The sequence below is a fragment of the Streptomyces sp. NPDC016640 genome (assembly GCF_043076215.1).
Classification (GTDB): Bacteria; Actinomycetota; Actinomycetes; order Streptomycetales; family Streptomycetaceae; genus Streptomyces.
This window is the reverse complement of record NZ_JBIBRG010000004.1, coordinates 404,440-429,084: the sequence shown is the minus strand read 5'-3', so window position 1 is coordinate 429,084 and position 24,645 is coordinate 404,440. Positions and strand designations below refer to the sequence as shown.

Annotated in this window: 21 protein-coding genes; 12 read left to right on the top strand and 9 right to left on the bottom strand. The window is 74.8% G+C overall.

From position 1 onward, the window contains the following. Positions 1-13 precede the first annotated feature (13 nt). Positions 14-1,510, bottom strand: coding sequence for a hypothetical protein (locus ACF07S_RS11715; protein WP_391964022.1), 1,497 nt, complete (start codon positions 1,508-1,510; stop codon positions 14-16). Between the two features lie 235 nt (positions 1,511-1,745). Between ACF07S_RS11715 and ACF07S_RS11710 the strand changes: the two genes are divergently transcribed. Continuing rightward, positions 1,746-2,885: an aminoglycoside phosphotransferase family protein gene (locus ACF07S_RS11710; protein ID WP_391974086.1), complete on the top strand. Its 1,140-nt coding sequence runs from the start codon at positions 1,746-1,748 to the stop codon at positions 2,883-2,885. 337 nt (positions 2,886-3,222) lie between these two features. Beyond that, positions 3,223-5,112, top strand: a complete 1,890-nt coding sequence (locus ACF07S_RS11705; RefSeq protein ID WP_391974116.1) for an N-acetylmuramoyl-L-alanine amidase — start codon at positions 3,223-3,225, stop codon at positions 5,110-5,112. A 74-nt stretch (positions 5,113-5,186) separates the two neighbouring features. Here the strand turns inward: ACF07S_RS11705 and ACF07S_RS11700 are convergent, their stop codons facing one another. The 3 genes from ACF07S_RS11700 to ACF07S_RS11690 all read right to left on the bottom strand — a co-directional run bounded on the left by ACF07S_RS11700 (position 5,187) and on the right by ACF07S_RS11690 (position 7,045). Then, complete coding sequence (locus tag ACF07S_RS11700; protein ID WP_391964024.1) at positions 5,187-5,684, bottom strand: hypothetical protein; 498 nt, start codon at positions 5,682-5,684, stop codon at positions 5,187-5,189. A gap of 70 nt (positions 5,685-5,754) precedes the next feature. Beyond that, positions 5,755-6,657: a universal stress protein gene (locus ACF07S_RS11695; protein ID WP_391964025.1), complete on the bottom strand. Its 903-nt coding sequence runs from the start codon at positions 6,655-6,657 to the stop codon at positions 5,755-5,757. Positions 6,658-6,805: 148 nt separating this feature from the next. Beyond that, on the bottom strand, positions 6,806-7,045 hold the full coding sequence (locus ACF07S_RS11690) for a DUF397 domain-containing protein (RefSeq protein WP_391964026.1): 240 nt from the start codon (positions 7,043-7,045) through the stop codon (positions 6,806-6,808). 216 nt (positions 7,046-7,261) lie between these two features. Between ACF07S_RS11690 and ACF07S_RS11685 the strand changes: the two genes are divergently transcribed. Next, positions 7,262-9,058 carry a sulfatase gene (locus ACF07S_RS11685; protein WP_391974085.1) on the top strand — a complete coding sequence of 599 codons (1,797 nt, stop codon included), beginning with the start codon at positions 7,262-7,264 and terminating at the stop codon, positions 9,056-9,058. Positions 9,059-9,293: 235 nt separating this feature from the next. Continuing rightward, on the top strand, positions 9,294-10,595 hold the full coding sequence (gene paaK / locus ACF07S_RS11680; protein WP_391964028.1) for a phenylacetate--CoA ligase PaaK: 1,302 nt from the start codon (positions 9,294-9,296) through the stop codon (positions 10,593-10,595). A gap of 32 nt (positions 10,596-10,627) precedes the next feature. On the opposite strand, the gene ACF07S_RS11675 is transcribed toward paaK, so the two are convergent. Then, positions 10,628-11,206: a TetR/AcrR family transcriptional regulator gene (locus tag ACF07S_RS11675; protein ID WP_391964029.1), complete on the bottom strand. Its 579-nt coding sequence runs from the start codon at positions 11,204-11,206 to the stop codon at positions 10,628-10,630. A 213-nt stretch (positions 11,207-11,419) separates the two neighbouring features. On the opposite strand from ACF07S_RS11675, the gene ACF07S_RS11670 reads away from it, so the two are divergent. Next, positions 11,420-13,198: a serine hydrolase gene (locus tag ACF07S_RS11670; RefSeq protein ID WP_391974084.1), complete on the top strand. Its 1,779-nt coding sequence runs from the start codon at positions 11,420-11,422 to the stop codon at positions 13,196-13,198. Between the two features lie 15 nt (positions 13,199-13,213). Here the strand turns inward: ACF07S_RS11670 and ACF07S_RS11665 are convergent, their stop codons facing one another. The 3 genes from ACF07S_RS11665 to ACF07S_RS11655 all read right to left on the bottom strand — a co-directional run bounded on the left by ACF07S_RS11665 (position 13,214) and on the right by ACF07S_RS11655 (position 17,630). Continuing rightward, positions 13,214-14,782 carry a phytoene desaturase family protein gene (locus tag ACF07S_RS11665; RefSeq protein WP_391964031.1) on the bottom strand — a complete coding sequence of 523 codons (1,569 nt, stop codon included), beginning with the start codon at positions 14,780-14,782 and terminating at the stop codon, positions 13,214-13,216. Positions 14,783-14,831: 49 nt separating this feature from the next. Then, the gene (locus ACF07S_RS11660; RefSeq protein WP_391974083.1) at positions 14,832-17,132 is read right to left on the bottom strand and encodes a tetratricopeptide repeat protein; all 2,301 of its coding nucleotides are present in this window, start codon (positions 17,130-17,132) and stop codon (positions 14,832-14,834) included. A 126-nt stretch (positions 17,133-17,258) separates the two neighbouring features. Further along, entirely contained in the window at positions 17,259-17,630 is a 372-nt protein-coding gene (locus tag ACF07S_RS11655) for a ferredoxin (RefSeq protein ID WP_391964033.1), read from the bottom strand. Positions 17,631-17,743: 113 nt separating this feature from the next. On the opposite strand from ACF07S_RS11655, the gene ACF07S_RS11650 reads away from it, so the two are divergent. The 7 genes from ACF07S_RS11650 (at position 17,744) to ACF07S_RS11620 (ending at position 23,073) form a co-directional block, all read left to right on the top strand. After that, positions 17,744-18,121 carry a DUF6479 family protein gene (locus tag ACF07S_RS11650; RefSeq protein ID WP_391964329.1) on the top strand — a complete coding sequence of 126 codons (378 nt, stop codon included), beginning with the start codon at positions 17,744-17,746 and terminating at the stop codon, positions 18,119-18,121. Between the two features lie 89 nt (positions 18,122-18,210). Beyond that, the gene (locus tag ACF07S_RS11645; protein ID WP_391964034.1) at positions 18,211-18,561 is read left to right on the top strand and encodes a hypothetical protein; all 351 of its coding nucleotides are present in this window, start codon (positions 18,211-18,213) and stop codon (positions 18,559-18,561) included. A 190-nt stretch (positions 18,562-18,751) separates the two neighbouring features. Next, positions 18,752-19,258 (top strand): SigE family RNA polymerase sigma factor, encoded by a 507-nt coding sequence (locus ACF07S_RS11640; protein WP_391964330.1) that lies wholly within the window; start codon positions 18,752-18,754, stop codon positions 19,256-19,258. An 11-nt stretch (positions 19,259-19,269) separates the two neighbouring features. After that, positions 19,270-19,797 (top strand): cellulase, encoded by a 528-nt coding sequence (locus ACF07S_RS11635; protein ID WP_391974082.1) that lies wholly within the window; start codon positions 19,270-19,272, stop codon positions 19,795-19,797. Between the two features lie 143 nt (positions 19,798-19,940). Further along, entirely contained in the window at positions 19,941-21,239 is a 1,299-nt protein-coding gene (locus ACF07S_RS11630; protein WP_391974081.1) for a glycosyltransferase, read from the top strand. Continuing rightward, positions 21,236-22,507 carry a hypothetical protein gene (locus ACF07S_RS11625; RefSeq protein WP_391964037.1) on the top strand — a complete coding sequence of 424 codons (1,272 nt, stop codon included), beginning with the start codon at positions 21,236-21,238 and terminating at the stop codon, positions 22,505-22,507. The genes ACF07S_RS11630 and ACF07S_RS11625 overlap by 4 nt, the downstream gene beginning before the upstream one ends. A gap of 368 nt (positions 22,508-22,875) precedes the next feature. Further along, a complete protein-coding gene (locus ACF07S_RS11620; protein WP_391964038.1) occupies positions 22,876-23,073 on the top strand; it encodes a hypothetical protein in 198 nt (65 codons plus the stop codon). Between the two features lie 6 nt (positions 23,074-23,079). On the opposite strand, the gene ACF07S_RS11615 is transcribed toward ACF07S_RS11620, so the two are convergent. Beyond that, a complete protein-coding gene (locus ACF07S_RS11615) occupies positions 23,080-24,459 on the bottom strand; it encodes a serine/threonine-protein kinase (RefSeq protein WP_391964039.1) in 1,380 nt (459 codons plus the stop codon). Between the last annotated feature and the right edge of the window lie 186 nt (positions 24,460-24,645).

Here is a 24,645-nt window from a genome sequence, read left to right as displayed (position 1 = left end):
GGAGCGGGGTCCCTCATGCCCGCGCGCCGGTACCGCCCTTGCCCCTCGGCTTCGGCAGCGCCAGTCTGATCTCCTCCCTGAGTTCCTGGATCCTCGGACAGGAGGCGTACGCGGCGGTGAGCCGGTACATCTGGCGCAGCCGGTCCCAGGTGCGGCGCGAGGAGTTGGAGCCCATCGCCATCAGCGCCAACCGCGCGTAGCGGTCGGCCTGTTCGGGGTCGTCCGCGATGAAGCAGGCGGAGGCCATGGACAGATGGTCGAAGATCTTCGACCGCTCCCGTCCGTCGACGCGCAGGGACAGCGCCTTCTCCGCGTAGTGCCGGGCGTGCGCGGCGGCGCCGGGCTCGAACTCGGCCAGCGTGCGGTAGGCCAGGGCCGTCATGCCGTACAGATCCTCGTCCTTGAAGGTCTGCATCCAGGCCGGCGGCCGCGCGGCCGACTTCTCGGAGACGAAGAGGTCCTCGGCGCGGCCCAGCGTGCGGCGCATCGCCTGGCCCCTGCCCATGGAGGCCTGCGCCCAGGCCTCGATGGTGTGGAACATCGCGCGGGTGCGCGGCAGTACCTCCTCGCCCGAGCCGGACTGGGCGAGTCTCATCAGGTCCAGCGCCTCGTCGGGCCGGCCCAGGTGGACCATCTGGCGGGCCGCCCGGGACAGGGCCTCGCCGGCGCGCGGCCGGTCGCCGCCCTCCCGGGCCGCGTGGGCGGCGATGACGAAGTACTTCTGGGCCGTGGGCTCCATGCCGACGTCGTGCGACATCCAGCCGGCGAGGACGGCGAGGTTGGCGGCGACGCCCCACAGGCGCCGCTGGAGATGGGGTGGATGGTGGTGGTAGGCGAGCATGCCGCCCACCTCGTTGAGCTGGCCGACCACCGCCTTGCGCTGGAGGCCGCCGCCCCGGGCGGCGTCCCAGGCGCGGAACACCTCCACGGAGTGCTCCAGTTCCTCGATCTCCTGCGACCCGATGGGGGCGGCCTCGTAGCGGTCGAACCCGGCGGGGTCGGCGTGCAGGGGGTTGTCGATTCGGGGAGCGTCGGCGGTGAGGGCCGGATCGGTGTGCAGCCAGTCGTGCATGGCGCTGCTGAGTGCGGATCCCGCGGTGAGCGCGGCGCCCGCGCCCACCAAGCCGCGTCGGTTGAGCATGAGGTCCATTCCCGTGAATTCGGTGAGGACCTCGGCAGTCCGCTCGGGCGCCCACGGCACTCCGTCGGGATGTTCCGCACTCCCGTCGCGCTGCCGTTTCCCCGTGCGCCCGTGCCGGACCAGACCGAGATCCTCGATGGTCACGACACGGCCGAGACGCTCGGTGAACAGAACCGCCAGCACCCGCGGCACGGGATCGCGCGGGATCTCTCCCCTGTCGATCCAGCGCCGCACCCGGGAGGTGTCGGTCGCCAACTGGGGGTGGCCCATGGCCGCCGCCTGCCGGTTGACCAGCCTCGCGAGTTCGCCCTTGGACCAGCCGGCCAGGCCGAACAGGTCCGCGAGCCGGGTGTTGGGTTGTCCGCTCACATCAAGCCCCCAGGTTCTCGGCTGAGTTGACAGTAGCCCGGTGCCGGTTGCCGGGCGACTATTCGCCAGGCTTCGCCAGGGTGCGCCAGATGGTGTGCCAGGGGACATCGGGTGTCGAGTAGGAACGCGCCACCACGACCCCGTCGCCTCAGGGACATTCCCCAGGGTGCGCCCGGGCGGCCGGGCCGGGTGGCCGCGATGACGTCGCAGGCACACGAAGGGATCTGTATCACCCATGTACGCAGCATCGTCCTCCGTGTCCGCCCCGCTCCGGCCGCTGCGTCCGCGTCCGTCGGACAGCGGCCCCTACCTCGCCCCCGCGCGCCCGGCGGCCCCCGTGCCCGGCGCCGGCAACGCACGGCGCACCGCGGGGCCGGGCACCCAGCCGCTCAGCGGGAGGCTCGACCTGTCGGGCCCCCAGGGCGCCCAGCTGCGCACGGCGATCGCGTCGGTGCACCGGATCTGCCCGGAGTTCACCCCGGTCCAGGTCCTGCGCCGCACCGGCCGGTCCGTCCTCCTGGCCGGCACCGCCGGCCGGAACACCGCGGTCGCCAAGTGCTTACTGGACCACTCCCCCGCGTGGAGCGAGCGGATCCGCCACGAAATAGCGGCCTACCGCTCGTTCGTCCGGCACCGCCCGCCCGTGCGGGCGCCCCGGCTGATCGCGGCGGACCCGGACAACTGCACGCTGGTGATCGAGCGGCTGCCCGGCCGGGTGGCGGCGCTGCAGCGGCACCCGGCCGAGGCACCCCCGCGGGCGGACATCAGGGCGGCACTCGGCGCGGTCTGCCGGCTGAACTCCTGGCGGCCGCCGGCCGGGACGTTCACCGCGCCGCTGGACTACGCGGCCCGTATCTCGCGGTACCACGAGCTGGGACTGCTGACCGACCGGGACCTGGGCGACCTGCAGAAGCTGCTGCACGGCATCGCGCTCGCGACCGGCCGGCAGGGCATGGGCCAGTTCTGCCACGGCGACGCCCTGCTGTCGAACATCCTGATCTCCCCGGCCGGCCCCGTGCTGGTGGACTGGGAGCACGCGGGCTGGTACCTGCCGGGCTACGACCTGGCGACCCTGTGGTCGGTGCTCGGGGACGCGCCGGCGGCCCGGCGCCAGATCAGCCAGATCGCCCAGTCCGCCGGTCCCGCCTCGCGGGACTCCTTCCTGGTGAATCTGATGCTGGTGCTGACCCGGGAGATCCGTACCTACGAGACGGCCGTGCAGCGCTCGATGCGCGACGCGGCCCCGGCGGCACCGGGAGCGGTACACCCGGCCGCCGTGCAGTCCGGGGAGGAGCAGCGGCTGCTGCTGCGGCGGCTGCACGACGACTGCCAGCTGGCCCGTCGCGCCGTGCGCGCGGCGGTCGGCACCCGCTGACGGCGACGGACGGTCCGCGGTGCGCTCCGGTGACGGGCGCACCGCGGACCTTCGTGTGCCCGCTCCCGGCCGGGACCATTGGTGTACTCCACTGACGCGCCGCAGGCCCCGCCACCGTCGCCACGAAACTCCCCCGCACCCCGATTGACGAGGGAAATCACGTCTCCCTGGGCATGATTGACGGATTATCGGCTGACCGGTACCACTGACGCACCGCTCGGCTTGTACGGCGCATCGCGCCCTACCGTCCCAGGAGGCTGCATTGCGAGAACCCGCCACGGAATCCGGCCGCGCGGCCGGGCCGCCCCGGCGTGCCGTCCGGGGCGCCCTCGGCGCCCTGGCCGCCGCCGCGCTGACGCTTCCGCTGCTGGGCGCGGCTCCGTCCGAGGTCCGGCCCCCCGGCACCCGGCTCCAGCAGGCGTTCACCGTCGCGGCCGCCGAGTACGACGTGCCGCGCAGCGTGCTGCTGGGCGTGTCCTATCTGCAGTCCCGCTGGGACGCGCACGGCGGCGCGCCGAGCGTGACCGGCGGCTACGGCCCGATGCACCTGACGGACGCCGAGGCCGCGCTCGCCGCGGCGGAGCACCACGGCGAGGGGACGGAGGACCCCCGCGGTGACGACGCCCGCCCGGCGCTGCGCCCCGGGGCGCGGGCGCCGCGCCCCGGCGGGCTGCCGGCGCGGCTCACCACCCTGCCGCGGGCTGCCCGGCTGACCGGGCTGAGCCCCGAGCGGCTGCGCGAGGACCCGGCCGCGAACGTGGCCGGCGGCGCCGCGCTGCTGGCGGAGGCGCAACGGCGGCTGGGTGAGCCGCCGAGCGACGACCCGGCGGACTGGTACGCGGCGGTGGCGCTCTTCTCCGGCGCGGACGACACCGGGTCGGCGTCGGCGTACGCCGACGAGGTGTACGAGGTGATCCGCACCGGCGCGGCCCGGGTCACGGACGCCGGACAGCATGTCGCCCTGGCCGCCCGCCCGGACGTCGCGCCCGCCACCCCGGCGCTGGAGCGCGCGGGGCTGCGCACCGCCTCCGCCGCCGGTACGGAGTGCCCGCCGACGGTGTCGTGCGAGTGGGTCCCGGCGCCGTACGAGGAGTTCGGGGACGGCGACTACGGCAACCACGACCTGGGGAACCGGCCCGCCTCACAGCCGATCCGGTACATCGTGGTCCACGACACGGAGGGGGCCTGGGAGGGCGTCCTCGACATGGTGCAGGACCCCACCTACGTGTCGTGGCAATACAGTCTGCGCTCCACGGACGGTCACATCGCCCAGCATGTGAAGGCGAAGGACGTGGCCTGGCACGCCGGCAACTGGTACGTCAACGCGGGGTCGATCGGCCTGGAGCACGAGGGCTTCCTGGCGGAACCCGACGCCTGGTACACCGAGGCGATGTACCGGTCCTCGGCGCGGCTGGTGAAGTACCTCGCCGGGAAGTACGGCATCCCGCTGGACCGGCAGCACGTCCTCGGCCATGACACCGTGCCGGGGCCGACCTCGGCGGCCGTCCCCGGGATGCACACCGACCCCGGCCCCTACTGGGACTGGGCGCACTACTTCGAGCTGCTGGGCCGCCCCTTCGAGGCCACGGCCGGCGACAACGCCGGCATGGTGACGATCCGGCCCGCCTACGCCGCGAACCGGCCGGTCTTCACCGGCTGCGGGAGCGCGGGCGAGCCCTGCTCGGCACACGGGTCCAGCGCGGTGCGGCTGTACTCCGACCACGACGAGAACGCGCCCCTGATCAGGGACGCCGGCCTCGGGTCGGCCCCGACCACCGGGGTGAACGATCTGTCCTCGCGGGTGTCCACGGGCCAGCAGTACGCGGTCGCCGACCGCTGGGGCGACTGGACCGCCATCTGGTATCTGGGGCAGAAGGCCTGGTTCCGCAACCCGGCGGACCAGCCGGCCGCGGTGCCCGCGAAGGGCCTGGTCGTGACCCCGCGCAAGGGCCTCGACTCGGTGCCGGTGTACGGGCGTGCGTACCCGGAGGAGGCGGCCTACCCGGAGGGCGTGCCCGCGCAGGCGGTGTCCCCGCTGCCGTACGCGCTGCCGAAGGGGCAGAAGTACGTGACCGGGGGCACGGTGCCGGGCGAGTACTACTACGCGGTGGCGTTCGAGACGGCCTCGCACCGTGTGGTGACCGGCAAGGACCTGTACTACGAGATCCAGTTCGGGCACCGGGTGGGCTTCGTGCGGGCGGCGGACGTGACGGTGCGGCGGTCGTAGCGGCGGGACACGGCACGGTGCACGCCGTGGGGGGCCGGGCCGCGATGCGGGACCCGGCCCTCCACGGGCCGGTGTCAGCCCTGCTGGAACAGTTCCGCGGGCAGCGGCTTGAGGAGGGCGTACAGGTCGTCGGTGATGGGGCGGTCCCAGGCGGCGATGGTCACCAGGACGTTGTCGCTGCGGTCGAACTGCACACAGGAGATCCGGCCCTCGGAGAGCTTGATCCGGCGCACGATCAGCAGGTTGTCGCCCTGCATCACCGGCACGTCCTCGGTGCCGACGACGGTGATCTCCTCGTCGTTCTCCAGTGCCAGCAGCAGTTGCGCGACTTCGAAGGGGACCTCTCCCTCGGGGACGTCCCGGGCCGGGGACCCCTCGGGCAGATTGCCGATGACCATCGCGGGTCCGCGTCCGCCGAAGAGGTCGTAGCGCAGGAAGACGCCCTGGCAGCTTCCGTCGGGGGCGGGCAGCAGTCCGGCACCCAGATTGCCGGGCCAGTCGCCCGGGTCCATGGCCAGTACGTCGAAGTCGGGCCCGGCGGGGGTGGCGCTGCGGCGGCGGAGGAACGACATGCCGCCATGGTACGTGGCCGGACCCGCGGACGGACGGTCGGGCGCCGCCGTCCGCGGCTGTGCGGGCGGGCTACTCCTGCGGGGGCGCGGGCGGGACGACCGCGACCGGGCTCGCCGCGTGGAGCAGGACGGCCTGGGTGACCGAGCCCATCATCCGGGCGGGCGCCAGGAGACGGCGGCGGTGGCGGCCCACGACGACCAGCTCGGCCCGCCGGGAGGCCTCGACCAGATGACCGGCGGCGTTTCCGGGCAGCACGTCGGTCACGGAGGTGACCTCGGGGTGGCGTTCGCGGTGCGGGGCGAGGAAGCCGTCGGCCAGGGTGCGCGTCTCGTGCTCGACGGCGTCCTGGTCGATCTCGGGCGGCGGTGTCTCCCCGGGCAGCATCCAGGTCTGCGGCGGCCACGGATAGGCGGCGACGATCCGCAGCCGGGTGCCGCGCAGGGCGGCCTCGGCGAAGGCGAAGGCGAGCGTGGTCCCGTCGGGGCTGTCGGCGTGCAGGCCGACCACCACGGGTCCGCCGGGCGCGGCCGGCGCGGCGCCGTCGGCCCCGCGTCCGGGGCGGGGCACCACGACGACGGGGCACTCGGCGTCGCGGGCCGCGGCCAGGGAGGTGGAGCCGAGCAGCAGGGCGGCGAAGCCGCCGCGCCCCCGGGAGCCGAGCACCAGCAGCCGGGCGGTGGCGCCCGCCCCGGGGAGCAGCGCACCGGGCGCGCCCTCCTGGGTGACGTACTCGACGGCCGGAAGGCCCGCCCGCTGCGCCAGCTGGGCACGGACCTGGTCCAGGACCGGGTCCGCGTCCGGATCGGGCGGCCCGGCCGCCAGCACCTCGGGCTGCGCCCAGCGGGCGTACTGGCGTACGTGCACGATCCGCAGCGGGGCCTCACGCCGGCGGGCGGCGTCCAGGGCCCACTCCAGGGCGCGCAGAGCGTCGTCCGAACCGTCGACCGCCGCGACGACCGGCTGGGTGTTCATGGTTCCTCGCCTCCGGAGTACGGCCTTCGCCTTCTCCCGGGCCGGCCTGACTCAGGCGTGGCCCGGGAGACGGCGCTCCGGGTCGCGTGTCCGGAAAAACGCGGGGCACACTCCCCGGCGGCCGGCCGCCCCGTGACGGCACCGCACCTCACGTCAGGTCGAACTCCCCCTCCCGCGCCCCCGACACGAACGCCCCCCACTCGGCGGGGGTGAAGATCAGGGAAGGGCTCTGCGGGCGGCCACTGTTGCGCATCGCGATGAAGCCCTCCACGAAGGCGATCTGTACATCGCCCATGCCTCGGCTGCTGGACCGCCACTGCGCGTTGCTGAGGTCCAGGTCCGGCTTGTCCCAGCTGAGCGGGCGCTGCTGGGTGGTGCTCTCGGCCACGTCCGTGCTCCTCCCGATTCCGTCGTCCGCGGCCAGCCTAGCGATCGGTCCCCGCCCCGGACAGGCCGCGCGGCCGGTGCCTTCGCGGGCGGGCACCGGAGAATGCGGCGGGCGCGCCTGAACCCGCGGCGGCCCGTGCGCGTACTGGTGGGGGCGGGCCCGCCACCGGACCCCGTTCGCCATGCCATCGCAGGACCGCACGGAAGGACCCTCCGGGTGCCGCTCTTCATTCGCTCCCGTCAGCCGTCGGACACCAGCGAAGGCGGAGCGGACCAGGACGGCGCCCCGGGCTCCGCCGAGGACGCCCCGGGCGACGCGGCCGGCTCCGTGCCGCCGGGGCGGTTCGCCCGGCGGCACCGGTGGCCCGGTGTCGCGCGGGGCGTCACCGTCGGGACGACCGTTCTCGCCGGGGCGCTGGTCCTGTTCGCGCTGCTCGCGCCGAACCGGGTGGAACGTCTGGACCCGGTGGCGTTCCTCCGGCTGCCCGCCGAGGGCATCCTGCTCGCGGCCCTGCTGCTCGCGCTGCCTTCGAGGTTCCGGCGGACCGCCGCGGTGGTCACGGGCGTCCTCCTCGGGCTGCTCACCGTCCTGAAGTTGGTCGACATGGGCTTCTACCAGCTGCTGGCCCGGCCGTTCGACCTGGTGCTCGACTGGATCCTGTTCGACGACGCGGCGGACTTCGTCCGGGAGTCGTTCGGCCGGGGCGGGCAGGTGCTCGCCGTGGCCGGGGTGATCGTGCTGTTCCTCGGCGTGCTCGTGCTCATGACGCTGGCGACGGTGCGGCTGACCGGCCTGATGGTCCGCCACCGTCCGGTCGCCGTGCGGACGACGCTGGTGCTGGGCGTGGTGTGGATCACCTGCGTGACACTGGGTGTGCGGATCACCGGCGTGCCCGTCGCCACCAAGGGCAACGCGGAGATGCTGGGCAACCGTGTGGAGCAGGTCCGCGCGGGGCTGCGCGACGCCCGGGTCTTCGAACGGCAGGCGGCCGTCGACGCCTTCGCGACGACACCGCCCGACCGGTTGCTCACCGGGCTGCGCGGCAAGGACGTCCTGTTCACCTTCGTCGAGAGCTACGGCCGGGCCGCGATCGACGACCCGGCGATGGCGGGGCCGGTCGGCGCGGCGCTCCAGGACGGCACCCGGCGGCTGGAGGAGGCCGGCTTCGCCTCGCGCAGCGGCTGGCTGACGTCCCCGGTGACGGGCGCGGGCAGCTGGCTCGCCCACTCGACCTTCCTGTCCGGCCTGTGGATCAAGAACCAGCAGCGTTACCGCAGTCTGACCACCAGCGACCGCATGACCCTCACCAACTACTTCCGCAAGACCGGCCACTGGCGCACCGTCGGCATCGTGCCCGGGGTGCGGCGGGCCTGGCCGGAGGGCGAGTTCTTCGGGCTGGACCACATCTACGACTCCGAGCACCTGGGCTACCACGGCCCGTACTTCAGCTGGACCCCCGTGCCCGACCAGTTCAGCCTGGAGGCCTTCGAACGCCTGGAGCACGGCAGGAAGGACCGCGAGCCGATCATGGCGGAGATCATCCTGGCCTCCAGCCACAACCCCTGGTCCCCCCTCGCGCGCGTGATCGACTGGGACGACCTCGGCGACGGTTCGGTGTTCCACGCGATCAAGAAGGAGGGCACGGACCCCGAGGAGGTCTGGAAGGACACGGAGCGGATACGCACCGAGTACCGGCGGGCCGTCGAGTACTCGCTGCGCAGCCTCACCGAGTGGGTCGGGCGGTACGGCGACGAGGACACGGTCCTGGTCTTCCTCGGCGATCACCAGCCGGTGCCCGCCGTCACCGCCGGGAGCACCAGCAAGGACGTGCCGGTCACGATCGTCGCCAGGGACCGGAAGGTGCTGGAGCGGACGGCCGGCTGGGACTGGACCGACGGTCTCAAGCCGGCGCCGGACGCCCCGCGCTGGGGCATGGACGAGTTCCGCGACCGCTTCATGACGGCGTACGGGCCGCGGGGCGGGCAGCCCCGGGACCCTGCTCCCCGGCGGTGACCGCGCCGGGGCGAGCCGGGTTCCGGCCGCGGCGGCGGGGGCCGGCCGCGGCGCCGCTCCCCGGGCCCGCCGGCGCCGGTGTGCGGCGGGTCCCGGGGCGGGCGGCCGGGGCGACACGGGAAAAAGTGCGGGCGGGGATCTTGCCCGGGACCCGGTGGCCTGACTTACTGATCCCGGAACCTCGACCGAATGACCGGTCGCCCGAATGGATGCGCCAGGCGAGGGGAAGGTCCTGATGACGGAGGCGGCGGACCTGCCGGACCCGGCGGAACGGCTCGACGCCGAGGGCCTGCGGGCGCTCCAGCTGGAGCGGCTGCGGACCTCGCTGCGGCACGCGTACGACCACGTGCCGTTCTACCGGGAGTCCTTCGACCGGGCGGGCGTCCGTCCGGACGACTGCCGCTCGCTGTCCGATCTGGCCCGGTTCCCCTTCACCACCAAGGCGGACCTGAGGGAGAACTACCCGTACGGCATGTTCGCGGTGCCCCGCGAGCGGATCCGCCGGATCCACGCCTCCAGCGGCACCACCGGAGCGCCCACGGTCGTCGGCTACACCGAGGGCGATCTGTCCATGTGGGCCGGCGTGGTGGCCCGTTCCCTGCGCGCGGCGGGCGGCAGGCCCGGGGACACCGTGCACGTGGCGTACGGCTACGGCCTGTTCACCGGCGGCCTCGGCGCGCACTACGGCGCCGAGCGGCTCGGCTGTACGGTGGTCCCCGCCTCCGGCGGAATGACGTCCCGCCAGGTACGGCTGATCCAGGACCTGGAGCCGTCGGTCATCATGGCGACCCCCTCCTACATGCTCACCCTGCTCGACGAGTTCGAGCGGCAGGGCGTCGATCCGCGCGGCACCTCGCTGCGCGTGGGCGTCTTCGGTGCCGAACCGTGGACGGAGCGGATGCGCCAGGAGATCGAGGAGCGGTTCGCGGTCGACGCGGTCGACATATACGGGCTGTCGGAGGTGATCGGGCCGGGTGTCGCCCAGGAGTGCGTGGAGACCAAGGACGGCCTGCACATCTGGGAGGACCACTTCTTCCCCGAGGTCGTCGACCCGGTCACCGGCGAGGTCCTGCCCGAGGGCGAGCGCGGTGAGCTGGTCTTCACCTCGCTGACCAAGGAGGCGATGCCGGTCGTCCGGTATCGGACGCGGGATCTGACCCGGCTGCTGCCGGGCACGGCCCGGGTGTTCCGGCGGATGGAGAGGGTCACCGGCCGCAGCGACGACATGGTGATCCTGCGCGGGGTGAACCTCTTCCCCACGCAGATCGAGGAGATCGTGCTGCGCACCCCCGGCGTGGCACCCCACTTCCAGCTCCGTCTCACCACCCGGGGCCGTCTGGACTGCCTCACCGTCCGCGCGGAGGCCCGCCCCGACGCCGACGCCGCGGCGCGGGAGGCGGCCGCACGCTTCATCGTGGCGGCGGTGAAGGACGGTGTCGGGGTCTCGGCCGAGGCGGAGATCGTCGATCCGGAGACGCTGGAGCGGTCGGTGGGCAAGATCCGGCGGATCGTGGACCTGCGGGAGTCGCGGGGATAGCACAGGGGTGGCGCCCGCGGGTCCCGGCCGCCCTACCCGGCCGCCACGATGCGGTCGACCGCGGCCGTCACCAGCCGCTCGCGCTCCTCGGGGGTGAAGACGTCCGGCAGGGTGAGCTGTTCGACGATCAGCCAGTTCAGCGCCAGGTACAGCAGCTTGACGGCCGTGGCGTCGCCGGGCAGGCCGGACCCCTCGTGGCAGCGGATGTCGGCCTCGACGTCGGCACGGACGCGCTCGGTGAGCACCGTGCGCAGTCCGGGGCGGCGGGTGGCCTCCAGCCGGAGTTCGAGCAGTGCGAGGTAGCCGGTGCGGAAGGAGGCGATACGGCCGGCCGTTTCCCGCATCAGCCCGGCGTAGACCTCCCGGTCCCGCCCGGCGGCCCGCTGGCGGGCGATGGTCCCCTCGTCGGGCCGGAGCCGCTCGTAGACCCGGGCACCGGCCTGGGTGAGCAGGTCGTCGCGCGAGGCGAAGTAGTTCGACGCGGTGCCGACGGGTACGGCGGCCTCGGCGTCGACCGCCCGGAAGGTCAGCCCCCGGGCGCCGTCCCGGGCGAGCACCTCGATCGCGGCGTCCACCAGGGCGGCGCGCCGCTGTTCGTTCCGTCTCACCACTGACACCACTCCGCCCGCAGTACGCCCGCCACGCCGCCGCGGTCAGAGTACTGCGGTTGCAGTCCTCTGCCTCGGCGTCCCGTCCGCCGGGTCCCCGGCGTCCGCGCACGCCCCATTGACACATCCGGCACCTGACAGGAAGGTTTCACTCCGCAAGGCGACCCCGAAGAAATCTTTCAGCCCGGCTTCGGGCCGTGACGCGGGAGGGACCTCATGGCGGACGAAGGGGCGAGAGGCATCACCCGGCGCCGACTGGCCGCGGGCGCGCTGGCGTTGGGTGGCGGGGTGGCCTTCGCCGCCCTTCCGGCCGACCCGGCCTCGGCGGCCGCCCCGTCGCACGGCGGCCGTCCGACCCTGCGGCACGGGTCCGCCCGGCGCGCGGGACTGCTCTCCGCTCCGCTGCGGCAACTCGTCACCGACGCCGAGGCGTTCCTCGGCCCCTCCCCCGCGCACCCCTGGTACGCGGGCGCCGTCCTGCTCGCCGGGCGCGGCGGCACCGTCGCGCTGCACGAACCCATCGGCATGGCGGTGCGCTACCAGGCGTACGACGAGAGGACCGACACCGGTGTCGAGTTCCCGGCGGACCGGCGGATACCGATGCGCGAGGACACCGTCTTCGACCTGGCGTCGGTGTCCAAGCTGTTCACCTCGATCCTCGCGGTGCAGCAGATCGAGCGGGGCGCGCTGGGGCTGGAGGCGGCCGTCGCCTCGTATCTGCCGGACTTCGGGCGTGCCGGCAAGCAGGACGTGACGATCCGCCAGCTGCTGACCCACACCTCGGGTTTCCGCTCCTGGATCCCGTTGTACGAGGCGCCGACCTACGAGGAGAAGGTCCGGCTGATCTACGACGAGAAGCCGGCCGCCGCGCCCGGGACCGCGTATCTGTACTCGGACCTGAACCTCATCTCGCTCCAGCTGGTCCTGGAGCGGATCACCGGCCGCACGCTCGACGTCCTGCTGCACGACGAGATCACCGGCCCGCTGGGCATGCGCCGCACCCGCTACAACCCGCCCGCCTCCTGGAAGCCGCGCATCGCGGCCACGGAGGACGCCCGGCGGCCGTGGTCGGGGCTGGACCGGGGCCTGGTGTGGGGCGAGGTGCACGACGAGAACGCCCACAGTCTGGGCGGGGTCGCGGGCCACGCGGGTGTGTTCTCCGACGCCTGGGACCTGGCGGTCCTCGGGCGGACGCTGCTCAACGGCGGAGCCTACGGCCGGGAGCGCATCCTGACGGCGGAGTCGGTGGAGCTGATGTTCACCGACTTCAACACCGCCTTCCCCGGCGACGAGCACGGTCTGGGCTTCGAGCTGTACCAGCACTGGTACATGGGGGCGATGGCCACCCCGCGCACGGCGGGCCACACCGGTTTCACCGGAACCTCGCTGGTGCTCGACCCGGCCACCGACTCGTTCCTCGTGGTACTGGGCAACTCCGTCCACCCGGTCCGCAGTTGGCGTTCGGGTTCCGCTCCGCGGGTGGCCGCCGCGAACCGGCTGGCACGCGCGGTGCCGGTGCGGCCCGCGCGGGGACGGACGGCGTGGTTCTCCGGGATGGCCGGTCCGGCGACGGCGACGCTCGCCCTGCCCGTACTCGACACCTCCTCCGGCGGGGCACGGCTGCGCTGCGCCCTGTGGTGGGACACCGAGCCCCGCGCCGACGTCCTCGTCCTGGAGGCCCGCGCGGACGACGGCACGGCCTGGCGGGCGGTGCCGTTCACCACGAGACGCCGGGGCGGGGAGCCGGAGCCGCATCCGTCGGGCACGGTCACCGGCTGGTCGGGCCGGGTCTGGCACGAGCTCTCCGCGGACCTGCCCGCCGCGCCGGGCCTCGCCCTGCGCTGGCGCTGCACGACGGACCGGCTGTACGTCGGACGCGGCGCCTATGTCGACGCGCTGCGCGTGGAGGCTCCCGGCGGCGTGCTCTTCGACGAGACGCGCCCGGCGGACACGGCGCGTGTCCGGGCGGTGGGGTGGGTCCGGTCGGCGGACTGACACCGCGCCCGGCGGTCAGCCCTCCCCGGCCTCCAGCACCGCCATGGCCGCGTTGTGTCCGGGCACGCCGCTCACCCCGCCGCCGCGCACCGCGCCCGCGCCGCACAGCAGGACGCCCGGGTGCCGGGTCTCCACCCCCCAGCGGCCGGTGCCGTCCTGGCTGTGGGGCCAGGACAGGTCGCGGTGGAAGATGTGGCCGCCGGGCAGCCCGAGGTCCCGCTCCAGGTCCAGTGGGGACCTGGCCTCCAGGCACGGCCGCCCGTCGGCGTCGGTGGCGAGGCAGTCGGCGAGCGGTTCGGCCAGGTGGGCGTCGAGCTGGGCGAGCGTCGACCTCAGCAGTTCCTCGCGTACGGCGTCGTTGTCCCGCTCGAACAGCCGCGCCGGGGTGTGCAGGCCGAAGAGGGTGAGCGTGTGGCAGCCCCGCGCGGCCGGGCCGGGGCCGAGGATCGTGGGGTCGGTGAGCGAGTGGCAGTAGATCTCCGAGGGCGGCGCGTCGGGCAGCTCTCCGGCGGCGGCCCGGGCGTGCGCGGCGGCCAGTTGCCCGTACCCCTCGGCGACGTGGAAGGTCCCGGCGAACGCCTCGCGCGGGTCGACGGAGGTGTCGCGCAGCCGGGGCAGCCGCTCGAGCAGCATGTTCACCTTGAGCTGGGCGCCCTCGGCGGGCGGCGGGGGCGTGTCGCCGGTGAGAGCGGCGAGTTCCCGCGGGGAGGCGTTCACCAGGACGTGCCGCGCCGCGACGACGCCCTCGCCGTCGGCCGTGCGGTACGTGACCTCGCGCGTGCGGCCGTCGGTGTCGATGCGGACCGCTTCGTGGCCGGTGGCGACGACCGCCCCGGCGGCGCGCGCGGCGCCGGCCAGCGCGTCGGTGAGGGCCCCCATGCCGCCGACCGGTACGTCCCACGCGCCGGTGCCGCCGCCGATGACGTGGTAGAGGAAGCAGCGGTTCTGTTTGAGCGAGGGGTCGTGGGCGTCGGCGAAGGTGCCGATGAGGGCGTCGGTGAGGACGACTCCGCGCACCAGGTCGTCGGTGAAGTGCCGCTCGACGGCCACGCCGACGGGTTCCTCGAAGAGGGTCCGCCAGGCCTCCTCGTCGTCGACGGCGCGGCGCAGCTCGTCGCGGGTGGGGAGCGGTTCGGTGAGGGTGGGGAAGACGCGCCGGGCGACGCGGCCGGTCATGCCGTAGAAGCGCTGCCAGGCCCGGTACTCGCGCTCGGAGCCGGTGAGCCGGGCGAACGCCTCGCGGGTGCGCCGCTCGCCGCCGCCGACGAGCAGTCCGGTGGGCCGCCCGTCGCGTTCGGTGGGCGTGTAGGAGGAGACGGTGCGGGCGCGCACCCGGAAGTCCAGCCCCAGGTCCCGGACGATCTTCGACGGCAACAGGCTGACCAGGTACGAGTACCGGGACAGCCGTGCGTCCACCCCGGTGAAGGGGCGGGTGGACACCGCCGCCCCGCCGGTGTGGTCCAGCCGCTCCAGCACCAGCACGGAGCGCCCGGCGCGGGCGAGGTAGGCCGCGGCGACGAGGCCGTTGTGTCCTCCGCCGACGACGACGGCGTCGCATGTCCGGGATACCTGGGGTGCGGTCATGGTCCTTCGTAACACACGGGGGTCCGGACCGGCCGGACGCGGTCCCCGGTCAGACGCCTCCGACCGCCCCCTGCCGCCGTACCGCCGCCACCCGGTGGTGCAGCTCGGCGGCCTCCCCGCCGCGGCCCAGCCGGTCCAGGCAGTGCGCCTCGTCGTTGCGGGCGGCGAGGGTGTCGGCGTGGTCCGCGCCGAGCACGCGCTCCCGGGCCTCGGCGACCCTCCGGTACTCGGTGAGCGCCTCCGCCCAGCGGCCCAGCCAGCCCAGGCCGACGGCGACCTCGCGGCGGCTGACCAGGGTGTCGGGGTGGTCGGCGCCGAGCACGCGCTCGCGCAGGGCGCACACCTCGCGGGACTCGGCGAGGGCCTCCGCCCAGCGGCCGAGCCGGCCGAGGCCGACGCCGAGGCCGTGCCGGGCGCGCAGGGTCTCGGGGTGGGCGGGCCCCTGGACGCGGGTGCGGTCCTCGACCAGGCCCCGGAAGTGGTCGAGGGCCTGGCCGGTGAGGCCGAGCCGGCCCAGGCCGATCCCGGTCTCGTAGCGGGCGGCGAGGGTGTCGGCGTGGTCCGGGCCGAGGGCTCTGGCACGGGCCTCGGCCACCTCGCGGCAGGCCTGCAGGGCCTCCGCCCAGCGGCCGAGCCGGCCGAGTGCGCAGGCGACCTCGAAGCGGGTGACGAGGGTGTCCGGGTGCTCGGGTCCGAGCACCCGGGCCCGGGCGGCGGCCACCTCGCACGCCATGCCGTACGCGTCCTCCGGGCGGCCGAGCCCGCCGAGGTTGAGGGCGAGGTCGTGACGGCAGCGCAGGGTGTCGGGGTGGTCTGGTCCCACGGTCCGCTCCCGGTCGGCCAGGACCGACAGATAGACCTGGTGGGCGTCGAAGGGGCGGCCCAGCCGGGCCAGGACGCACGCCATCTCCTGGCGGACGGCGAGGGTGTCGGCGTGGTCGGCGCCGAGAGCACGGATACGGGCCTCGGCCACCCGCTTGTACGCGCGCAGCGCTTCGGCGGCGCGGCCGGTGCGGCTGAGGGCGAACGCGGCCTCGTAGCGGCTGGCGAGGGTGTCGGGGTGGTCCGGACCGAGCAGCCGCTCGCGCTCGGCGGCGACCGCGCGGTGCACCTCCCCCGCCTCCGTCCAGCGGCCGAGGCGTCCCAGACCCAGGCCCGCGTTGTGCCGCCCGGCCAGGGTGGTCAGGGCCTGCGCCGACGGGGCGGGCCGCTCGCGGGAGACGGCCGCGGCGGGTGCGATCCGCTCGCCCCGCTCGCCGGACGGGCCGGCCGGCGCATCGGGGGGCGCGGTGCGCACTCCGGTGCCGGCCGCCCCTGGTCCGGCGGTCAGGCCGCCGGACCAGGACGGCGGCCGGGCCGCGCGCCCCGCCGGCCCGGCTTCGCCGACGTCCCGCGGGCGGACCGCGCGCCCGGTCGCGGCGGGCGGGGCCGCGGGCTCGGGACGGGCGGGCCGCACGGCCGGCGCCGCGGCCGGCACCGCGGCCGGCACCGCGGCCGGCACGGCCCGCAGGGCGCCCAGACGGCGGGCCAGTTCGCGGGCGCTGTCCGGGCGTGCGCCGGGTTCCTTGGCCAGCAGGTCCAGGATGATGCGCTCCAGCCGCTCGGGCAGATCGGCGCGGTGGCCGCGCGGCGGCAGGGGCGGTGTGTCACGGTGGCCGACCAGGACCGCCCAGGCGTCGTCGAGGTCGAACGGCGGCACCCCGGTGGCGATCTCGTAGAGCACACATCCGAAGGAGTACAGATCGCTGCGCCGGTCGACCTCCGCGCCGCTGATCTGCTCCGGCGACATGTAGTGCGGGGTGCCCATCGCGACGCCGGTGCCGGTCAGCCGGGAGGTGAAGCCGATGTCGTGGCCGAGCCGGGCTATGCCGAAGTCGCAGATCTTCACCGTGCCGTCGTCCAGCCGCACGATGTTGGCGGGCTTGAGGTCCCGGTGCACGACGCCCTGGTCGTGGGTGTAGGCGAGGGCGTCGGCGACCTGCCCGGCGATCTCCACCACCTCCTCGACCGGCAGCGGATGCTGTTTGTTGTCCTCCAGGAGCCGGCTGAGGTCGCGGCCCTGGAGCAGCTCCATCACCAGGTACAGCACGCCCTCGGACTCCCCGAAGTCGTGTACGACGGTGATCCCGCGGTGCTGCAGGGCCGCGGCCACCCGCGCCTCGCGCCGGAACCGCTCGCGCAGCACCCGGCCGAAGGACCGGTCGTGCTGCGCGGCCAGGGGGTTGAGGCACTTCACGGCGACCTGCCGGCCCAGTGACTCGTCCCGCGCCCGCCACACCTCCCCCATGCCGCCGCGCCCGATCCTGTCCAGCAGCCGGTACCGGCCGTGGATCAGCCCGCTGTCCCCCATCTGGTCCGCCCGCCCCCGTCGCAGTCCGCTCCGCCCCCTGGCTCGTCCAGTATGGCGACAACTCGCCCGACTTTGTACGGTGCCGGAGGCTTTCCGGGCCGCGTGGCGTCCCGGCTCCCGGGCCGGTCAGTTCAGGGTGACGAGGAACTCGGTGCAGGCCCGTGCGCAGTCGCGGCACGCCTGGGCCGCCTGTTCCGCCCCGGAGTGCTCGTCGAACACCTGGGCACTCTCCAGGCACACCTGACGGCACCACTCCACCTGGATGCGGATGGTCGCCTCGTCCACCTGGTTCTGCTCGGACAGCACCCGGCAGGTCGTGTCGCACACCTCCGCGCACACGATGCCCTTGCGTCGTACGAGTTCCTGGTTCTCGGTGCCGTCCGGGTCCACGAGACTCGCCCGCAGCGCGCAGGCCCGCGCGCACTCGGTGCACGCCTGGGCACAGGCGAACCGGTCCTCCAGGAAGCGGAACAACTCCTTCTGCGATGTCGTCGTCACACGGCGCGGGTAGCCGTGGCCACAGGGGTCAAACCCGGTGCCCGCGCGAGTTGCGGCGGCGCGGTGAGGTGAGCCGGTTCACGGCCGGGACCAGGGGGTACTCGCGAGCCATGATGAACACCTCATGGATGCAAGCGGCCGATCTCGCGGCGGGCCGCGGTGCCCTCGGTGCCGGGCTCGTGGTGGCGGGTGTGGTGGTCCTGGCCCTGCTGCTCGGCATGTTCGTCTTCGGCAGCCGCCGGGTCAGGAACAGCAAGGTGCGCCGGCCCCGCCCCGACGAGCAGCCCAGGATGCCCGAGGGCGGCCCGGTCCACGAGGTCCGGGAGCGGCGCGAGGCGGACGAGGTGCCCAGGAGCGACGAGCGGCTGAGCCCGCACGAGCTGAAGGGGCACGGCAACGCCGGCAGCCACACCAGCCCCTCGCAGGAGCGGCCCCGCTGGGACCAGGGCGGCAGCGGGGGCTTCGGCAGCGGCGGTCCCGGCGCCCACTGACGGCGCCGCCCGTCCGCTGACCGGCGGCCGCGCCGGATCCCTCGCAGCGTCGTACCCGCGTACACGTCGTCCACAGGGAAGTGAGAACCATGGCAGATTCCGCCCGCCGCACCCTGCCGCTGCCGGACTACGACCATCTGCCCGTCGGCGGCCTGGAGAGCCGTATCCGCTCGCTGTCCGCGGGCGAGGTCGAGGACCTGCTCGCCTACGAGCGGTCGCACGCCGGCCGGGTCCCGGTGACCTCGCTGCTGACGGCCCGGCTGGAGCAGCTGCGTGCGGGCGCCGAGCCGACGTCCGGCGCCCCGGACGCGCTGCGCCCCGAACAGGCCACCGGCCGGACCGGTTCCCCGGTCTCGCCGGCCACCTCGCCGGAGCCGTTCAGTCCGCCGCCGCACGGCACCCCGGACCAGCGGGGCAAGCCGAAGGGTGACCGTACGTAGGCAGGACCGGCCACCGCCCGTACACAGGGGCGGGCCGCGGCCCATCGACCGTCCGGACGCGGTCGTGGGCCCGGCCCGCCCCTTCGCGTGTTCGGGGTGAGGTGGATCACAGCACTTGGGTGCATCGTTTCGCGGGGCCGAGAGTCTTTGTCTGAGGTGCAAGGAGTTGTTCGAACGCGGGGCGGTGGGGATGGAGCGGTTCGGGGCAGAGGGCTTCGACGAGTTCGTGGCTGCCCGCTGGTCGGCGCTGCTCCACGTCGCGCGTCTGCTCACCGGTGGCGACCGGCAGCGCGCCGAGGATCTCCTCCAGGAGGCCCTGGTGAAGCTGTGGTTCGCCTGGCCGAAGGTCGCCGAGCAGGCCCCCGAGGCGTATGTGCGCCAAATCCTGGTGCGGATGGCGGCCCGTTCGGCCCGGCGGCGCTGGTGGGGGGAGCGGCCGGTGGGGAACCTGCCCGACCGGCCCGAGCCGGACGACGTCTCCTCGGCCGTCGCCGAACGCTCGCGGCTGGAGGCCGCACTGGCCCTGCTGCCGCCCCGGCAGCGGGCCGCGGTGGTGCTGCGCTACTGCGAGGACCTGCCGGAGGCGCAGGTGGCGCAGGTCCTCGGCTGCCCGGTGGGCACCGCCCGCTCCCACGCGTCGCGCGGCGTGGCGCGACTGCGGCGGATCCTGTCCGACTCCGTCAGGCCCGTGGGGTGAAGGGAGAAGCGATGGACGACTTCGAGCGGGAGCTGACGCGCCTGATGCGCGAGAGCCGGGCGCGGAACCCCTTCGGACCCGAGCACCAGCGGCGTCTGTACCAGGGCATCCGGGCGCGCCGCCGGGCCCGGATGCTGTGGAGGGCCGGCGGCTCGGCCCTCGCCGTGACCGGGCTCGGCGTCGGGCTGGCGCTGCTGCCGGTGACCGGCTCCGGGTCCCGGCCCGCCGACCACCGGCCCCTGCCGGCGACCAGTCCGACGCCGTCGGCGTCCCCGGCCCCGACGACGTCCGCGCCGGACACGTCCCGGCCGCCGACGGACGCGTCCACGAGCACCGGCGGCGCCACCACCGCGCCCGGGTCCGGCGGCGCACCGTCCCCCACCCGTTCGCCGTCCGCCACGCCCGGCGCCGGCAGCCGGACCACATGGACGCCGCCCACACCCCCGGTCTCCTCCACACCGCCGACGGAAACGGCGCCGACGGAAACGGCGCGCGGGCCCTCCGCCCCGGCCGACGACACGTCGGCCGGCAGCGGTTAGCGACCGCGCCGCCGGCCCGCCCGTGGCGATCCCGCCCGGGCCGTTCACCCGGCCACCCGCCTCGGGCGCCCGAGGCATGCCCCCACCCGGGGCTCCCGCCATGCCGTACGCCGCGTACGGCGGAAAGAGACCGTGAACCTGTCATGACAACCGCGAGGCGGTCGGCTCCGGCCGACCGCCGCACCTCCGCCGCGTCCGCCGCCCCGGTGGCACTGCCGCTCCGGGCACCGCTGCCCGCGCACCACCCGGAACCCGTCCTGGACGTGGTCGTGCCGGTGCACAACGAGGAGAACGACCTCGAGCCGTGCGTCCGGCGGCTCCACGCGCACCTCGCGGAAACCTTTCCCTACCCCTTCCGCATCACGGTCGCCGACAACGCCAGTACGGACCGCACGCCGCGGATCGCCGAGCGCCTGGCACGGGAGCTGCCCGGAACGGAGTGGATACGGCTCGCCGAGAAGGGGCGCGGCCGCGCCCTGCACACCGCCTGGTCGCGGTCCACCGCGCCGGTGCTCGCCTATCTGGACGTGGACCTGTCCACCGATCTGGCGGCCCTGCTGCCGCTGGTCGCCCCGCTGATCTCCGGGCACTCGGACATCGCGATCGGCACCCGGCTGGCCCGCGGCTCCCGGGTGGTGCGCGGGCCGAAGCGGGAGATCATCTCCCGCTGCTACAACGTGCTGCTGCGCGGCACCCTCGCCGTGGGGTTCTCCGACGCGCAGTGCGGGTTCAAGGCGGTGCGGCGGGACGTCGCCGAGCGGCTGCTGCCGCTGGTCGAGGACCGGGAGTGGTTCTTCGACACCGAGATGCTGGTGATAGCCGAGCGCGCCGGGCTGCGCATCCACGAGGTGCCGGTGGACTGGGTGGACGACCCCGACAGCCGGGTCGACCTCCTGGCGACGGCACTGGCGGACCTGCGCGGCATGGCCCGGCTGGGGCGGGCGCTGGCGGGCGGCCGGCTGCCGCTGGCCGCGCTGCGCCGCGCCGAGGGGCTCGACGCGGCCGCCGGGCTGCCGCCCGCCCTGGTTCCCCAGATGCTCCGCTTCGCCGCCGTCGGGGTGGCCAGCACGCTCTTCTACCTGCTGCTCTACAGCATGCTCCGGCCCGCGGCGGGCGCCCAGGCGGCCAACGCGCTCGCCCTGCTGGCCAGCGCCGTCGCCAACACCGCCGCCAACCGGCGGCTCACCTTCGGGGTGCGGGGCCGCGCCGGGGTGCTGCGCCATCAGCTCAAGGGCCTGGCGGCCTTTCTGGTCGGACTCGCCCTCACCAGCGGTTCGCTGGCCGTGCTGCACCGCGTCGCGCCCGGGGCGGGCTCCCGGGTGGAGTTGGTGACGCTGGTCGCCGCCAATCTCGCCGCGACCCTGCTGCGCTTCCTCCTCCTGCGGGCCTGGGTGTTCCCCGGTCACCGCTCCCGCCGCACGACAGGACCCTCCGTCTCATGACCACCCTCGGCACGAGCCGGACCGGCCCGGCCCCCGCCCCCGCCCCCGCTCCCGGGGTGTCCGCCCCGCGCTTCCCGGATCCCGAGCGGCTGCGCCGCGCCGCCGCGAGGTACGGACCGGTCCTCGCCGTGTACGGCGTGCTGAAGCTCGTCGGCTTCGCCGTGTTCATGTTCCTGCTGGACTCGGCGGGGGACTTCCGCGAGAAGCATCCGCGCTTCGGCGGCGGCGCCCACACCTGGGACGTGCTGGGCAGCTGGGACGGCTGGTGGTACCAGCAGATCGCCGTGCACGGTTACGACCCGGCGCTGGAGCCGGTCCCCGGCGCCACCGGCCTGATCACCCTGAAGGGCAACTCGGCGGCGTTCTTCCCGCTGTACCCGGCCCTGATGCGGATGGTCTCGGAGGTCACCGGGCTCGGCCCGTACGGCGCCGGGATGACCGTGTCGGTCGTCTTCTCGTTCGTCGCCGCGCTCGGGATCCACGCCGTCACGGCCCGGCTGGGCGGGTACCGGGCCGGTCTGGTCGCCGCCGGGCTGTGGGCGGTGTGGCCCGGTTCCGGCGCGGAGTGGGCGGTGTACTCCGAGTCCGTGTACGCCGCGCTGGCCGCCTGGGCCTGCTATGCCGTGATGACCCGCCACTGGCTCACCGCCGGGGTGCTGACCTTCACCGCGGGACTGGCCCGGCCCACCGCGGTCACCCTGGTCGCCGCCCTCGCCGTCGCCGGACTGCTGGCCGTGTGGCGCCGCGAGGAGCGCCTGCGCCGCCCGCTGATCGCGGTGGTGATCGCCCCGCTGGGCGCGGTCGGATACCTGGGCTGGGTCGGCTACCGCATGGGCGACTGGGGCGGCTACAACAAGCTCCAGGACGGCGCCTGGGCCCACAAGTTCGACTACGGCCGGCACACCCTCGACGTGCTCACCTCCGTTCCCGTGGGTCACTTCGACTACCTGTTCGCCATGCCGCTGGAGGACACGATCGGGGTCGGGGTGGTGCTGCTGGTGCCGGTGCTGACCGTGCTGCTGATGCGGCTGCGCCCGCCCGTCGTGCTCGTGGTCTACACGGTGCTGTCCTACCTGATGGTGATGGCCACCCAGCAGTACTTCGGCAACGTCTCCCGCTACCTGCTGCCTCTCTTCCCGCTGTTCGTCCCGCTCGCCCTGGCCATGCGCCGGCTGGAGTGGCCCTCGCTGGCCACGGTGCTGGGCACGGCGGCCCTGGCCTCCGGGTCGTACGCGGGATACGTCCTGTTCGAGCTGGGCGTGCCGTAAACGGGCGCCGCCCGTGTGAAGGGGGACGATGGCGGTTACCGGGGTCGGCGCCCCGACTCCGACGCGAGGGAGTGCGCGGATGTCCGGTGCCGGCCGGCGCCCCCACCCGGCTCCCGCCCCCGGCGGGAGCGCGCATCGGTGTCCCCGGCTCCCACGGCGGCCCCGGCGTCGGGGGCGAGGCCGTCCTCGCCCGCGTGCCGGGGTGCCTGCGGGCGCGTCGCCCGGGCACCCGCCTCGTCGTCCCCGGCCGCGATCCCGCACGTACCCGAGCCCGTCACGGCGACGCCGGACCCGGACGGGACGTGGGGTGCGGCCGGGACGGTGACGCTGTTCCTGTGCGGTGACGTGATGCCCGGACGCGGCGCCTGGTGTCGGCCGGCACGGACACCGGACGCCCGGCGGGGCTGCGCATGGTCCCCCTGCGGGCACGGCGGATGCGGCTCGAGGCCGCCGCGGAGGACGAGCGCGCGTGGCTGCGCGAGACGCTCGACCGGGTGAGCGACGCGGACATCGCCCTGGACGCCGCCGGCGCGCTCACCGTCACTCCCCCATCCGGGTCCCGCTGACCGGCGTCAGTCGTCCTCGTCCTCCTCGTCCCCGCGCTCCTTCCCGCCCCTCTTCCCCTCCTCGGGGGACTCCGCCTGCTCGGTCGCTTTCGCCGCCTCCGCCACCGTCTCCGCCGCGGTCTGCGTCTCCGTCTCCGTCCGGGGCTGCGTCTGCCGGCTCTGTTCGGCCGGCAGGACGGAGGGAGAGTGGGTCACGGCCGCGTCGACGGGGGCCGGAGCGGAGTCCGGCCCGGCCGACGGAGCCGATCCCGGTTCCGAACCGGTGGTACGTCCGGGGCTGTCCCGGGAGGTCTCCGGCGTGCCGGAGTTCTGGCCGAACCACGCCATGCCGACGAGTACGGCGCCCACGAAGAGCAGCACTCCGGCGACGCCCCCCACCAGTGCGGGCCGGCGTGAGACAGGTCGCCGGGCGCCCGCCCGGCGTCCGTCGCCGCGGTGCGAGCGGCCGGGCGCGGCCGGGGAGACGGACGTGGACGCGGACGGCAGCATGTAGGTGGTGGCCGGTCCGGTCCCACCGGCCGGGGCCGCGGGCTGCTGCCAGGCCGCCGGTGAGGCGGGGGGCAGCGGCTCGGCGCGCCCCTGCCAGGCGCCGGTGGCGAACCAGTCGGCCGTCTGCTCGGCGGTGGGCCGGTCCTCGGGCTCCTTGGCGAGCAGGCCGAGCAGGTAGTTCTCGAACGCGGGCGGGAGCGGGACGCCCATCTCGCGCGGCGCGACGGGCACGGCGTCCAGATGCTGGTGGAGGATGGCGAGGGCGGTGTCGGCCTGGAACGGCGGGAGTCCGGTGAGGAGTTGGTAGAGCACGCAGCCCAGGGAGTAGACGTCGGACGCCGGGCCCGCGGGCCTGCCGAGGGCGCGTTCGGGGGCGAGGTAGAGGCTGGTGCCGACGATCTGCCCGGTGGCGGTGAGCGCGGCGGCCGGATCGTCGAGGAAGCGGGCGATGCCGAAGTCACCGATCTTGAGGGTGCCGTCGGAGTCGAGGAGCAGGTTCGCGGGCTTGATGTCCCGGTGCACGATGCCCTGCTGGTGGGCGGCGGCGAGTCCGGCCGCTGCCTGGGCGGCCATGCGGGCCACGCGCTCGGCGGGCAGCGTCCCGGCGTCGGCCAGGACCCGGGCGAGGCTGTGGCCCGCGACCAGTTCCATCACCAGGAAGAGCCGGTCCCCGTACTCACCGAAGTCGAGGACGCCGACGACGTGCGGGTGGTTGAGCCGGCCGGCGGTCTGCGCCTCGAGCCGGAAGCGGTGGGCCGCGGTGGGGTCCGCCTCCTGGGCCAGCAGGAGCTTCACGGCCACGGCCCGGCCCAGCGTCTCGTCGTACGCCTGCCAGACCTCTCCCATCGCGCCACGCCCGATCGACGCGTCCAGCCGGTACCGGCCCGCTATCAGCACTTGTCTTCTGCTCCCTCGAGCGTCGTGACGACCCAACCGCCGCAAACCGGACCCACCGCGTCCGCACGGTGGACGGTGGCGTGCCGCAGCGGCCACAGCCTACCGACTCTCCCGCCCTCGACCGGCCGCCCATCAGGGAGTTGGCCATCGCGCGGCCCGCCGCGCGGCCGTCGCGCCGCCCCGCGC

What these genes read in the sequence shown, in the direction of transcription:
- ACF07S_RS11710 (WP_391974086.1), top strand. Translation starts at nt 1,746, where the DNA reads ATGTACGCAGCATCGTCCTCCGTGTCCGCCCCGCTCCGGCCGCTGCGT.
- ACF07S_RS11700 (WP_391964024.1), bottom strand. Translation starts at nt 5,684, where the DNA reads ATGTCGTTCCTCCGCCGCCGCAGCGCCACCCCCGCCGGGCCCGACTTC.
- ACF07S_RS11695 (WP_391964025.1), bottom strand. Translation starts at nt 6,657, where the DNA reads ATGAACACCCAGCCGGTCGTCGCGGCGGTCGACGGTTCGGACGACGCT.
- paaK (WP_391964028.1), top strand. Translation starts at nt 9,294, where the DNA reads ATGACGGAGGCGGCGGACCTGCCGGACCCGGCGGAACGGCTCGACGCC.
- ACF07S_RS11670 (WP_391974084.1), top strand. Translation starts at nt 11,420, where the DNA reads ATGGCGGACGAAGGGGCGAGAGGCATCACCCGGCGCCGACTGGCCGCG.
- ACF07S_RS11665 (WP_391964031.1), bottom strand. Translation starts at nt 14,782, where the DNA reads ATGACCGCACCCCAGGTATCCCGGACATGCGACGCCGTCGTCGTCGGC.
- ACF07S_RS11660 (WP_391974083.1), bottom strand. Translation starts at nt 17,132, where the DNA reads ATGGGGGACAGCGGGCTGATCCACGGCCGGTACCGGCTGCTGGACAGG.
- ACF07S_RS11650 (WP_391964329.1), top strand. Translation starts at nt 17,744, where the DNA reads ATGAACACCTCATGGATGCAAGCGGCCGATCTCGCGGCGGGCCGCGGT.
- ACF07S_RS11645 (WP_391964034.1), top strand. Translation starts at nt 18,211, where the DNA reads ATGGCAGATTCCGCCCGCCGCACCCTGCCGCTGCCGGACTACGACCAT.
- ACF07S_RS11640 (WP_391964330.1), top strand. Translation starts at nt 18,752, where the DNA reads ATGGAGCGGTTCGGGGCAGAGGGCTTCGACGAGTTCGTGGCTGCCCGC.
- ACF07S_RS11635 (WP_391974082.1), top strand. Translation starts at nt 19,270, where the DNA reads ATGGACGACTTCGAGCGGGAGCTGACGCGCCTGATGCGCGAGAGCCGG.
- ACF07S_RS11630 (WP_391974081.1), top strand. Translation starts at nt 19,941, where the DNA reads ATGACAACCGCGAGGCGGTCGGCTCCGGCCGACCGCCGCACCTCCGCC.
- ACF07S_RS11625 (WP_391964037.1), top strand. Translation starts at nt 21,236, where the DNA reads ATGACCACCCTCGGCACGAGCCGGACCGGCCCGGCCCCCGCCCCCGCC.